Origin of the sequence: Isoptericola halotolerans, from assembly GCF_013149785.1 — a bacterium.
GTDB classification, from domain to species: Bacteria; Actinomycetota; Actinomycetes; order Actinomycetales; family Cellulomonadaceae; genus Isoptericola; species Isoptericola halotolerans.
The window spans coordinates 1,054,695-1,066,982 of record NZ_JABEZU010000001.1 but is presented as its reverse complement, the minus strand read 5'-3'; the positions used below and the strand labels follow the sequence as shown (position 1 = coordinate 1,066,982).

Below are 12,288 nucleotides of genomic sequence, written 5' to 3'. Positions count from 1 at the left end.
CAGCGGCACGACACAACGGCACGACACAGCGAAAGGCCCCCGGAAGTTTCCGAGGGCCTTTCGAGGCGGACCGCCTGACGCGATCCTCTGAGTAGCGGGGGCAGGATTTGAACCTGCGACCTCTGGGTTATGAGCCCAGCGAGCTACCGAACTGCTCCACCCCGCGGCGATGTCTGGAACATTACGGCACCCGACGGCCCGAAGTCCAACCGGCCCGGGCGGGTGGGACGCAGGTCACACCCGCGCCCCACCCGTCCGGTCGGCGTCAGCCCTCGAGCTCCTCCTCGGCCGCGAGCGCCTGCTCCAGCGCCGTCTGCAGACGCTCCTGAGCCTCGCCGTACGCCGTCCAGTCGCCCCTCTCGAGCGCCGTCTGGCCGTCCGTGAGGGCCTCGTTGGCGTCGGCCAACGCAGCGTTCAGGCGAGCCTGCGCGTCACCCGTCGGCGCCGCAGGAGCCTCTGTCTCGGCCGGCTCCTCGGTCTCCGCCGGCGTCTCCGGGTCCTCCGGCTCGGCCGTCGGCTCTGCCGCCGGGTCCGTGATCTCGTCCGTCGGGACGTCGGTCGGCACGTCCGTCTCCGCCTCGTCGGCGTCCCCGGCCTGGACACCGGAGTCACCGCCGAACACCTGGTCGAGTGCTTCGTCCAGCGTCTCCGCGTAACCCGTCTGGTCACCGAAGGCCACGAGCACGCGCCGCAGCAGCGGGAACTGCGTGCCCTCCGCCGACTGGATGTAGACCGGCTGCACGTACAGCAGGCCACCGCCCACCGGCAGCGTCAGCTGGTTCCCACGCACCACCACGGAGTCCCCGCGGCCCAGGATGTTGAGCTGCTCGGAGATGGTCGGGTTCGAGTTGAAGTTGTTCTGCACCTGACCCGGTCCGGGGACCGTCGCGTCACGAGGCAGCTCGAGCAGCCGCAACGTGCCGTACCCCTCGGCGACCTCACCCTCGGCCGAGCCGGCGTCGGCGTCGGCCGCGAGATAGCCCGTCAAGATCTCCCGGTCGGTGTTGCCACCGGGGATGAACGTGCTCGTCAAGGAGAACGCCGACTCGTCCTGACCCGGCATCTGCAGCGTCAGGTAGTACGGGGGCTGCTTGGACGCCGCCGCATCGGACGCGGCGACGGGGTCCTCCGGGGTCCTCCACTCGTCCGAGCCGGAGAACAGCTGCACCGCATCGGTGACGTGGTACCGCTCCAGGAGCGTCCGCTGCACCTTGAAGAAGTCCTCCGGGTACCGCACGTGCGACATGAGGTCGCCGGAGATCTCCGAGATCGGCTGCAGCGAGTCGGGGAAGACCTGGCTCCAGGCCTGCAGCAGCGGGTCCTCCTCGTCCCAGGCGTAGAGCGTCACGGTGCCGTCGTACGCGTCGACGGTCGCCTTGACCGAGTTGCGGATGTAGTTGACCTCCGGGGGCAGGTCGACCGGGACACCCTGCGCGGCGAGCGTCAGCGAGTCGGTGGTCGCCTCCTGCATCGGTGCCGCCGTCGAGTACGGGTAGGCGTCGGTGGTCGTGTAGGCGTCGACGATCCACTTGACGCGACCGTCCACGACCGCCGGGTACACCTTGTTGTCCAGGGTCAGCCACGGGGCGACCTTGGCCACGCGCTCCTGCGGGTCCCGGTCGTAGAGGATCTGGGAGGCCTCCGTGACACGGTCTGAGAAGAAGATCTGCTCGTCGCCGAACTTCAGCGCGTACAGCAGCTTCTGGACGAACGTCCCGATCTCCGGGCCGGCCGAGACCTCGTCCGTCGGGAACTGGTACAGCACCTGGCGACCGCCCTCGTCGTCGGCCTGGTAGTCGAGCTCCCACGGGTCGACGTCCTCCGGCGCACCGACGATCGAGTACGTCGGCGCCTCCGGGCTGAAGTAGATCCGCGGCTCGTAGCCGTCCGAGAACATGTCGGTGAGCGCGCCCTGCGTCGGGATGCCCCCCTCGAAGAACGCGGGCTGACCGTCCGGACCCGGCTGGTTGCCGTAGGCCGCGACGACGCCGAAGCCGTGCGTGTACACCGTGTGGTCGACGGTCCAGTTCCGCTCGCCCAGGCCGTCGAGGTTGAGCTCACGCACCGCGATCACGGTGTCGCGCGACTCGCCGTCGATCTCGTACCGGTCGACCGACAGGTTCTCGGTGAAGTTGTAGAACTGCTTGTTCTGCTGGAGCTGGCGGAACGAGGGGCTGACGACCTGGGGGTCGAGCAGTCGCACGGACGCCGTGGTCGCGGCGTCGTCGCGCAGCTGGCCCGCCGTGACCTCGGTGGTGGCGTCGTACTGCTGGGACTCGATCTCGTCGATCGCGAACGCCTCGAGCGTGGCGTCGATGTTGCGCTGGATGTACGGCGCCTCGAGCGACTGGGCGTTCGGGTCCACCTGGAAGCGCTGGACGATCGAGGGGTAGATCCCGCCGATCGCGATCGCGGAGACCACCATGAGGCCCACACCGATCGCCGGCAGCCGCCACGTGTCCCGGAAGGCGGCGGCCACGAAGAGCGCGGCGACCAGGACGGCGACCCCCATGAGGATCTCCTTGGACGGGATCACCGCGTGCACGTCCGTGTACGAGGCGCCGTCGTACCGCTCGTTCGAGTTCGTGAGGATGCTGTACCGGTCGAGCCAGTAGTTCGCCGCGATGAGCAGCATCAGGACGGCACCGAGCACGGCGAGATGGATGCGGGCCGCCGTCGTAGTCCGCGACATCCCGGCCGGCAGCGCACCGATCCGCAGCCCGCCGTACAGGTAGTGCGTCACCACCGCGGCGATGGCCGAGATGACCACGACCGCCATGAAGAAGCTGACGGCGAAGCGCACCACGGGCAACGTGAAGACGTAGAAGCCGATGTCGATGCCGAACTCCGGGTCCGACTGCCCGAACGACTGCCCGTTGAGGGCCAGCAGCACGGTGCGCCACTGCGACGAGGCGGCCACACCCGCGAAGAACGCGATCACGACCGGGCCGGCGTACGTGACGATCTTGCGCAGCGGTTCGACCGCCTCGCGGTACTGGTCGAGCGTCGCCTGCTCCGGCGTCGACGGCGCATAGACGGGCCGCGAGCGGTAGCCGATCGTGAATGAGCTGAACACCGCTGCGCCCATGATCAGGAAGGCGACGACGAACAGGACGGCGCGGGCGATCCACTGCGTCCAGATGACGTTGGCGAAGCCGACCTGCGTGAACCACAGGACCTCGGTCCAGAAGGTCGCCAGGAAGATGAGTGCGGCGACGACGGCCGCCAGGACCACGACCGTGATCAGCAGCGGGCTCCGACGCCTCACTGGCGGCGGTCCGTCGGGTCGACGGGGTGGGGCGAAGGACACGGTGCGGGCACCTCATTCGTGCTCGGGACGGGACACGTGCAGACACGCGGGGACGTCTGGTCAACGCCCCGGCGTCTCCCCAGGTTCCCACGATTCCTGCACACGAGTGGGCCGTGACCCTCACGAAGCGGTCACGATCGGCGGTTCACCGGCAGCGCGGCAGGTCCGCGCCCTCCCCCGCGCCGATGGCCACCATCGCCGCGCGCGCCTCGGCGAGGGTGCTCACCGACACCACCTCGAGCCCGTCGGGCTCGTTCCCCGCCACCTCGGCACAGTTGTCCGCGGGGGCGAGGAACCACTCGGCTCCGTCGCGCAGCGCGCCGTACATCTTCTGCCCGATGCCGCCGATCGGACCGACCCGGCCGTCGACGTCCATGGTCCCCGTCCCCGCGACGACCGCCCCGTCCAGCTCGTCCTGCGGCGTCAACAGGTCGATGATGCCGAGCGCGAACATCGTGCCGGCGCTCGGCCCGCCGATGTCCTCGATCTGGATGGTCACGTCGACCGGGAAGTCGTACACCGGGTCGATGAGGACACCCAGCAGCGCACGACCGTCGCCCGCGCCCGTCGTGATCGTCAGGTCCGTGACCTCGCCGTCCCGCTCCACGCCCAGGACGACGTCGGCGCCCGGCACCACCCCGTCGAGCTCGGCGAGCAGCTCCGGATAGCTCTCCAACGACTCCCCGTCGAGCGACACGATGACGTCCTGCGGCTCGATCACGCCGTCCGCCCCGGTGCCCTCGGCGGCGGCGACCACGGTCATCTCGGTCGGCACCTCGTAGCCCAGCTCGGTCAGGGCGGCCACGGTGGCGGACTCCTGGGAGCTGATCATCTGCGCCTGTCCCTGCTGCTGCTGCTCCTCCTGGGTGACCGGCTCGGGGAAGACGAGCTCGACGGGCTGGACCGAACGCTCCGGGGACGTCCAGCCCCACAGCACGTCCCCGATCAGCACGTCGCCACCGGGCCCGCCGTACACCGACACCGTGGTCAGCCGCAGCTCTCCCGAGGCGGGATAGGTCTCGGCGCCCGAGATCGCGATCAGCGGGAGCTCGCTCGCGCTCTGCCCCGCGCCCCGGTCCTGGACGCCGAGGGTGTCCTCCGTCGGACCGGGCGTGCGGACGGCGTACGGCATGGGCAGCACCATCAGGACCGCGGCGAGGACGGCGGTCGTCAGCATCGACACCACGAGCGTCACCGATCTGCGGTGGGTCCGGAGACGGCGGACCCGGGGGTCCGGTTCGTCGGTGCCGACCGCGGCGTGGTCCTCGGGGACCAGGTGCGACGCGTGCCCGGACAGCTCGGCCGGGAGATGGCTGCGATCGAAGCTCACCGGCCCATCATCGCCGATCCCCGCCGGTCGGTGCGCCGTGAGCGAACGAAGGAACTCGTGCCCGCACCCCGTCGTCGGACACGGATACCGTGAACGTACGGCACACGCCGTACCGGAAGGAGCCGAGGACTGCGATGAGCGAGCTGCCCGACGACCCCGAGGAGCGCGAGCGCGCGCTCCGCGACGCCCTGCACGGCATCTTCGGCGAACGGACCGACGAGGTGCTCGACCAGATGCGCAGCCAGGGACTCGATCCCGCCGCCCTGCTGGGGGGCAAGGCCCCCGACCCCGCGACCATGCAGCACCTGATGAACCAGCTCGAGCGCCTGTTCACCTCGGGGGACGGTCCGGTGAACACGGAGGTCGCGCACGACCTGGCCCGTCAGGTGGCCGTCGCCGAGGGTGACCCGTCGCTGACGGCGGCGCAGGCCCGCTCGGCCCGGGAGGCGCTGAGCGTCGCCGAGCTGTGGCTCGACGCCGCGACCGACCTGCCGCCCTCGGGAGGGCCCACCCGGGCCTGGAGCCGCAGCGAGTGGGTCGAGGCGACCCTGCCGGCCTGGCAGCAGCTCGTGGCGCCCGTCGCGGCCTCGGCCGCCGACGCGCTCGCCACGGTGCTCGGAGACCAGCTCGGTGACGACGCCGCGGCCGGTCTCGAGCTGCCCGGGATGCCCGGCCTGCCGGTGTTCCCCGGGGGGAGCCTGAGCGGCCTGGACCCGGCCACGATGATGCGCAGCCTCGGCTCGGCCGTCTACGGCATGCAGGTCGGCCAGGCCGCCGGCACCCTGTCCCGGGAGGTCTTCGGCGCCACGGACGTCGGGGTCCCGCTGCTGGGCGAGCCGGCCACGGTGCTCGTCCCCTCGAACGTCCGGGCCTTCGCGGACGGCCTCGACTCCCCCTTCGACGAGGTCCAGCTCTACATGGCGGTCCGCGAGGCCGCGCACGCACGCCTCTTCGTGCACGTGCCCTGGCTGCGCGCGCACCTGCACGCCCTGGTCGAGCAGTACGCCCGGGGCATCCGGATCGACCTCGACGCGCTGGAGCAGCAGGTCCGTGACATCGACATGTCGGACGCGGAGTCGCTGCGCGGGGCCCTGTCGGGCGACGTGTTCGGCCTGCACAACACCGAGGAGCAGCAGGCGACGCTGCTGCGTCTGGAGACGGCGCTCGCCCTCGTCGAGGGATGGGTCTCCGAGGTCGCGGCCACCGCCTCGTTGCCGCACCTGCCGCACTCGGTCCCGTTGCGGGAGATGATCCGCCGCCGGCGTGCCGCCGGGGGCCCTGCGGAGCACACGTTCCGGTCGCTGGTCGGTCTCGAGCTACGACCGCGCCGGTCCCGGGACGCCGCAGCGCTCTTCGCCCACCTGCTCGCCACCGGTGGCGCGGAGGCACGTGACGCCGTGTGGGACCACCCCGACCTGCTGCCGGACACGGCAGACCTCGACAACCCGGCGGGCTACGCGGACCGGCGCACGGCGCAGGCCGAGGAGCACGCCGACGTGGACGAGGCGCTCGCGCAGATCTTCTCGGAGTCCTCCGGACCGTCGTCCGACCCCTCCCGGCAGGCGGACGACGTCTCCGGCGACGACCCGGCGACGGGACGCGACGACTGAGGCGGGGGGTCAGGACGCCGACGAGCCGGAGTCGGCGTCCTCCTCGCGTGAGCCGTCGCTGGTGAACGCGACGCCCTCGAGAAACCCCCGGGCTCGTTCGGTGCGCGGGTAGGTCTCCAGCAGCTTCCAGAAGTCGGGCCCGTGCCCGGCGTGCAGCAGGTGTGCGAGCTCGTGCAGCAGCACGTAGTCGATGACCCACTCGGGCATGCCCTGCAGACGCGTCGAGAGTCTGATCGAGGCATCGACCAGCGTGCACGACCCCCAGCGTCGTTCCTGGTTGCTGACCCATCGCACGCTCGTGGCGCGCGCGCGGCCGTCCAGGTACTTCACCGACAGGTCCTGCGCCCGCTCCATGAGCTCGGCGTCCGAGGGGCGGCGGCGGCGCTCCTTGTCCTCGAGCCGGGCGACCATCTTCTCGACCCACTCGCGTTCCTGAGCGCGCGAGAAGCGCGCGGGGATGGCCACGACGGTGCGATCGCCGTCGCGGAAGGCGCTGACCGTCGCAGTCCGACGACGGCTCCGCCGGACCTCGACGGACGGCAACGTGTCGCGGGCCACACCCTGACCATACCGGGAGCAGGCCTGAACCGTGAGCCGTGACACACGCCGGCGCCGGGCGGCACCCCGTCGTCCTGGCACCCGGTCCACACCCTGTGGAGGGACTCGGCGGACCTGAGCGACCACGTGCCATCGTGCCTGCATGGCATCAACCAGCGGGCCCCGCCCGGCCGAGCTGAGGCTGCGACCCGGGGCACCGGTGCTGGACCGGGGCCGTGGGGAGGTCCAGCTCGGCACCGACCCACGCTGGTCGCTCGTCCTGTCGGGGCTCGACGAGGCCGAGTCCCGCTGGCTCGCGGCCACCGCCGGCACCCCGCACGCCTCCCTCGAGCGCACCGCCGCCCGCTTCGGGGTCGACGAGGACCGGCGCGAGGAGATCGGCGCCCTGCTCGCCGGCTGCGGCTTCCTCGTCCGCCCCGCCCGGCGCACGCCCGACGTGCTCTCGACGGCGGGCGGGGCGGCAGACGCCCCGGTGCTGGGCGCGCTGCTGCCCGACGGCGGTGGCATGGTGACGTTGGCGAAGCGCGCCCTGCGCTCGGTCGGGGTGAGCGGACTCGGTCGGATCGGCGCCCTGGTCGCCGCTCACCTCGCGACCGCCGGCGTCGGCACGCTCCTGCTCGACGACGACTCCTCGGTCCGGCTCACGGACCTCGGGACGGGGACCTACCGGCAGACGGACGTGGGCTGCCGCCGCGCAGGCCGCCTCCAGGAGGCGCTCCGGACCCGGTACCCGCGCACGACCGTGGCCAGGACGTGGCACGAGGACGAACCTCCGGACGCCGTCGTGGTGGTCAGCGACCGGGTCGCCCGACCGGAGACGTTCACCCTGCTGATGAGCTCCGACATCCCCCACCTGCCGGTGGTCGTCGGAGAGGCCGACGTGACGCTTGGGCCGTTCGTGCTGCCCGGCACCACCGCGTGCACGGCCTGCTGGCACCGGCACGCCACCGACGCCGACGGCCGCTGGCCGTCGATGGTCGGCCAGCTCGCCGAGGTGCCGGGCGACCCCGGGCAGGAGACGGTGCTGTCCGTCACTGCCGCTGCCCTCGTGACGGGCCAGGTGCTGGCCCATCTCGACGGTGCGCGGCCGGCCTCGGCCGGCGCCGTGGTCGAGGTGACGCTCCCGGAGGCGCTCCCGCGGGTCCGACCGGTACCGGTGCACCCGGCCTGCCCGTGCACGACGCCACCGGGCTAGCCGGTCTCGGGGATGGGGATGCCCCGCGAGGTACGACCTCGCGGGGCATCGGATCGGTTCAGGCGGCCGCCTGGTCGGTCTTGCGAGGGCGCCCACGTCCCCGCTTACGGGCGACGACGACGCCGTCGACGAACACCTCGCCGCCCCAGACTCCCCACGGCTCCGACCGCTCGAGGGCGCCAGCCAGGCAGCCACGCTGCAGCGGGCAGGCGCGACAGAGCGCCTTGGCCCGTTCCACCTGGTCGGTGTGCTCGGCGAACCAGAGCTCGGGGTCGTTGGTACGGCAGGGCAGGAGGGCCGCGAACTGCCGTTCGAGCTCGGCGGCCTCCTCGGGGCTCTGCGCCACCGGTTGATGGGGGGTCCAGCGACTGGTGCCACCGGCGGGGGTAGCGTCGAGCAGCCGCTCGTCCAACAGCTGTGCGAGACGCACGATGTTCCTCCGTCAGGTCCTGGGTGTGGTGTGAACGTCGGTGTTCAGGACCTGCGGACGACCCTCTGCTGTGAGAGGGACGGATCGTCCGGCCAACGATGGCCGCTCTCCCGGTGGGGAGATGACGAAGGCCGCGGGTCCCGGTGGACTCCGCGGCCTGGATCGGTCAGATGACCGGTGGTCTCCAGGAGACGGAGTCGGGTGCGAGATCGACGAGGGAAGCCCCAGCGCCGTGACGCGTACGGATGCGGAAGGCCGGCACGAGTGCGCCCAGGGCAGAGGTGTCCCCTGCCGCGACGTACGTGCCGCCCATCAGCTGCGTCGTCTTGATGTCCATCTCGTGCCCACCTCCTTCGTCATCTCGGGTCCCTGCCTCTCGGCAGGCACCGCTCCAACTCGGTCATGACGAGCATAGACGCCCACGCCGGGCTCGCCACATCTTTTTCCGACTTTTTTTCGGACGACTTCTCGTGTCCCGCTCAGGCTCCCGGTGAAGCCGCCTCGACCAGGCTGATCAGGGTCGGGCCGTAGCGATCGATCTTCGCGGGACCGATGCCGTTGATCCGCGCCAGCTGGGCCGTCGAGGTCGGCCGCAGCTCGGCGATCGCCGCCAGGGTGGCGTCGCCCAGCACCGTGTAGGCGGGCTTGTCCGTCTCGCGCGCGACGGACAGCCGCCAGTCGCGCAGCGCGTCGAAGAGCTGGACGTCGGCCTGCTCGGACAGCCGGGCTCGGGCCTGACCCTTCGACGGCCGGGAGCGTGTGCCGCGGCCGTCGTCGGGCCAGATGCCGTCGAGGAACCGGGTGCGCTTGCGCGTCGCTCGCCCACCGGGGTTCCGCGAGCGCGCGTAGGAGATGTCGAGGTGCTCGCGCGCGCGTGTGACGCCGACGTAGAGCAGGCGACGCTCCTCGGCGACGCCCTCGTCCGTCTCCACCAGGGAGATCGGCATCAACCCCTCGCTCATCCCCGCGAGGAACACCGCATCCCACTCCAGCCCCTTCGCCGCGTGCAGCGAGGCCAACGTCACGCCGTCCACCGTCGGGGCGTGCTGCGCGGACGCGCGCTCGGCGAGCTCGTCCACCAGGTTCGCCAGGGTGGCGGGGGCGTCCTCGGGCGCAGCCGACGCGAGGTCGTCGGCCAGCCCGACCAGCGCCTGCATCGCCTCCCACCGCTCGCGCGTGGCGCCGCGCACCGCCGGCGACTTCTCGGACCAGCCCGCGGACAGCAGCACGTCACGCACCTGCTCGGGCATGGGCTGGTCCGGGTCGGCGGACCGCGCGGCGCCACGCAGCAGCACGACGGCGTCGCGCACGTCCCGCCGCTGGAAGAAGCGTGCGCCGCCACGCACCTGGTAGCTGACCCCGGCGTCGGACAGCGCGGACTCGAACGCCGCGGACTGCGCGTTCGTCCGGTACAGCACCGCGATCTCGCTGGCTCGCACACCGTCGGCGACGAGCCGCGCGGCACGGGCAGCGATCCCCGCCGCCTCGGACTCGTCGTCGTCGTACGTGGTGAAGCGCACGGGCGGTCCGGCCGGACGCTGGGCCACGAGCTCCAGCGCCCCGGTCACCCGGCCGCGCCGCAGCACGTCGTTGGCCAGGTGCACCACCTGCGGCGTGGACCGGTAGTCCCGCACCAGGCGGACCACGTGGGCGTCGCGGTACGTGCGCGTGAAGTCCAGCAGGTAGTGCGGCGTCGCACCCGTGAAGGAGTAGATGGTCTGGGAGGGGTCCCCCACGACGCACAGCTCCTTGCGACCCCCCAACCACTGGTCGAGCAGGAACTGCTGCAGCGGCGAGACGTCCTGGAACTCGTCGACGACGAAGTGCCGGTACTGCGACCGCACCTGGTCGGCCACGTGCGGGTGCGAGCCGAGCATGTCCGCGAGCATGAGCAGCACGTCCTCGAAGTCGATGACGCCGCGCTCGGTCTTGACGTCCTCGTACGCGGCGACGAGCCGGGCGACGGTCTGGTGGTCGTAGCCCGACGGCGCGGGGCGGTCGTCGGCCGCGGCCGCCTTGACGTAGTCCTCGGCGGTGACCAGCGACACCTTGGCCCACTCCACCTCGCTGGACAGGTCGCGGACGGCCACGCGGTCCACGCTCGCCCCGATGCGGCGCGCCGCCTCCGCGACCGCGGGCGCCTTGTGCTCCATGATCTGCGGCGGGGCTCCGCCGACGATCCGCGGCCAGAAGTAGCCGAGCTGGCGCAGCGCCGCGGCGTGGAACGTCCGCGCCTGCACCCCGGCCACGCCCAGCTCGCGCAGCCGGGTGCGCATCTCCCCCGCCGCCCGCGCCGTGAAGGTCACCGCGAGCACCGAGGTGGGCGGGTAGGCCCCCGTCCGCACGCCGTAGGCGATGCGATGGGTGATCGCGCGGGTCTTGCCGGTCCCCGCACCCGCGAGCACGCAGACCGGACCCGCCAGGGCGAGCGCGACGTCGCGCTGCTCGGGGTCGAGAGCCTCCAGGATGGCGTCGGGATGAAGCGGGACGTCCGGGGAGTTGGTCAGAGCTGACATCGTCTGCGATTGTCGCAGGCGTCGCCGACACCCACCCCGCCGTCCACAGGAGACCTCGATGACCGCCCGCCCCGCTCTGCCGGACCACGGCACCGTCACCATGTACTCGACCGCCTGGTGCGGGTACTGCCGCCGGCTGCGCACCCAGCTCGGCTCCGTCGGCATCGGCTACACGGTGATCGACATCGAGGAGCAGCCGGAGACTGCCGAGTACGTCGAGCAGGTCAACGGCGGCAACCGGACCGTGCCGACCGTCGTCTACCCGGACGGTTCGGCCGCCACGAACCCGTCCCTCGCGGACGTCCAGGCGGCGCTGGCGCGCTGAGCCGGCCCTCAGACGACCGGCAGCTCCGCGCCGTACCACTCCTCGATCAGGGCACGAGCGATCGAGTGCCGCCCCGGCAGGCCGACAGCCCCCGAGGTGACCTCGGCGAGCAGGTCGTCCCGCGTGAACCACCGCGCGTCGGTGACCTCCTCGTCGTCGGTCTGCACCGCCGTCGACACCGCCCGTGCCCGGAAGCCGAGCATGAGGGAGGACGGGAACGGCCACGCCTGGCTGCCCCGGTAGACGACGTCGCCGGGCGCCGTGCCCACCATCACCCCGGTCTCCTCCGCCACCTCGCGTCGCACCGAGTCCTCGGGCGCCTCGCCGGCCTCGACGAACCCGGCGAGCGTCGAGAACCGCCCCGTCGGCCAGGTGGCGGCATGCCCGAGCAGCAGCCTGTCGGCGTCGTCCACCACGGCCATGATCACCGCCGGGTCCGTGCGCGGGTACGTCTCCCGGTCGTCGACGGCGCAGCGCCGTGCCCAGCCCGCCTGGACGACGGTCGTCTCGGCCCCGCAGCGCCCGCACCTGCGGTGGGTGGCGTGCCATCCCGCCAGCGCGACGGCCGCCACCGAGAGCCCGTGGACCAGCACCACGTCCGGCTCCGCCGCCGCGAGAGCGGCGGACTGCCCGAGCACGACCTGCCGCAGACCTGCCCACCCGTCGGCTCCCTGCGGCGGCCCCTCGTCGCCGTCGGGCAGGACGAGGGAGAGGTAGGAGGCCCCGTCCGCCTCGCCGAGGAACGCCCACGACCCGTCGGCACCGCGGGCCGGCTCGTCGGCCGGCAGCAGGGCGACACGCTGCGGCTCCTGCCCGACGACGGCGAGGCGGCCACCCCGCAGCACCAGCACCCGGGTGCGCGGGTCGGCGCGCAGCCGCTCCACGAGGTCCGGCTCGGCCCGGCGGTGGGCCGCGCGATCGTGTCCGGCGCGGGAGAACGGGAGCTCGAGGGGGTGCACGGCAGCGACCGTACGCCAGGACACGCCCGGTCGCGCAGCCCGGCCCGGGCAGGTG

Annotated in this window: 10 protein-coding genes and 1 tRNA gene; 3 read left to right on the top strand and 8 right to left on the bottom strand. The window is 72.3% G+C overall.

The features are described from left to right. Positions 1-92: 92 nt before the first annotated feature. The 3 genes from HDG69_RS05020 to HDG69_RS05010 all read right to left on the bottom strand — a co-directional run bounded on the left by HDG69_RS05020 (position 93) and on the right by HDG69_RS05010 (position 4,640). Positions 93-166: transfer RNA gene (locus tag HDG69_RS05020), tRNA-Met, on the bottom strand. A 99-nt stretch (positions 167-265) separates the two neighbouring features. Continuing rightward, complete coding sequence (locus tag HDG69_RS05015; protein ID WP_171782620.1) at positions 266-3,310, bottom strand: UPF0182 family membrane protein; 3,045 nt, start codon at positions 3,308-3,310, stop codon at positions 266-268. A 145-nt stretch (positions 3,311-3,455) separates the two neighbouring features. Further along, the gene (locus tag HDG69_RS05010; RefSeq protein ID WP_343036257.1) at positions 3,456-4,640 is read right to left on the bottom strand and encodes a YlbL family protein; all 1,185 of its coding nucleotides are present in this window, start codon (positions 4,638-4,640) and stop codon (positions 3,456-3,458) included. 134 nt (positions 4,641-4,774) lie between these two features. On the opposite strand from HDG69_RS05010, the gene HDG69_RS05005 reads away from it, so the two are divergent. Continuing rightward, positions 4,775-6,250, top strand: coding sequence for a zinc-dependent metalloprotease (locus tag HDG69_RS05005; RefSeq protein ID WP_171782619.1), 1,476 nt, complete (start codon positions 4,775-4,777; stop codon positions 6,248-6,250). A gap of 9 nt (positions 6,251-6,259) precedes the next feature. Here the strand turns inward: HDG69_RS05005 and HDG69_RS05000 are convergent, their stop codons facing one another. Next, positions 6,260-6,808: a M48 metallopeptidase family protein gene (locus HDG69_RS05000; protein ID WP_343036256.1), complete on the bottom strand. Its 549-nt coding sequence runs from the start codon at positions 6,806-6,808 to the stop codon at positions 6,260-6,262. 142 nt (positions 6,809-6,950) lie between these two features. Here HDG69_RS05000 and HDG69_RS04995 point away from each other — a divergent pair, with 142 nt between their 5' ends. Then, positions 6,951-8,003 carry a ThiF family adenylyltransferase gene (locus HDG69_RS04995; protein ID WP_171782617.1) on the top strand — a complete coding sequence of 351 codons (1,053 nt, stop codon included), beginning with the start codon at positions 6,951-6,953 and terminating at the stop codon, positions 8,001-8,003. A gap of 58 nt (positions 8,004-8,061) precedes the next feature. Here the strand turns inward: HDG69_RS04995 and HDG69_RS04990 are convergent, their stop codons facing one another. The 3 genes from HDG69_RS04990 to HDG69_RS04980 all read right to left on the bottom strand — a co-directional run bounded on the left by HDG69_RS04990 (position 8,062) and on the right by HDG69_RS04980 (position 10,949). Further along, positions 8,062-8,433 (bottom strand): WhiB family transcriptional regulator, encoded by a 372-nt coding sequence (locus HDG69_RS04990; protein WP_171782616.1) that lies wholly within the window; start codon positions 8,431-8,433, stop codon positions 8,062-8,064. A 166-nt stretch (positions 8,434-8,599) separates the two neighbouring features. Beyond that, positions 8,600-8,770, bottom strand: coding sequence for a hypothetical protein (locus tag HDG69_RS04985; RefSeq protein WP_171782615.1), 171 nt, complete (start codon positions 8,768-8,770; stop codon positions 8,600-8,602). Between the two features lie 142 nt (positions 8,771-8,912). Then, entirely contained in the window at positions 8,913-10,949 is a 2,037-nt protein-coding gene (locus HDG69_RS04980) for an ATP-dependent helicase (RefSeq protein ID WP_171782614.1), read from the bottom strand. 58 nt (positions 10,950-11,007) lie between these two features. Between HDG69_RS04980 and HDG69_RS04975 the strand changes: the two genes are divergently transcribed. After that, complete coding sequence (locus HDG69_RS04975; protein WP_171782613.1) at positions 11,008-11,274, top strand: mycoredoxin; 267 nt, start codon at positions 11,008-11,010, stop codon at positions 11,272-11,274. 8 nt (positions 11,275-11,282) lie between these two features. Here the strand turns inward: HDG69_RS04975 and nudC are convergent, their stop codons facing one another. Further along, positions 11,283-12,233 (bottom strand): NAD(+) diphosphatase, encoded by a 951-nt coding sequence (nudC, locus tag HDG69_RS04970; protein ID WP_171782612.1) that lies wholly within the window; start codon positions 12,231-12,233, stop codon positions 11,283-11,285. Positions 12,234-12,288: the final 55 nt, after the last annotated feature.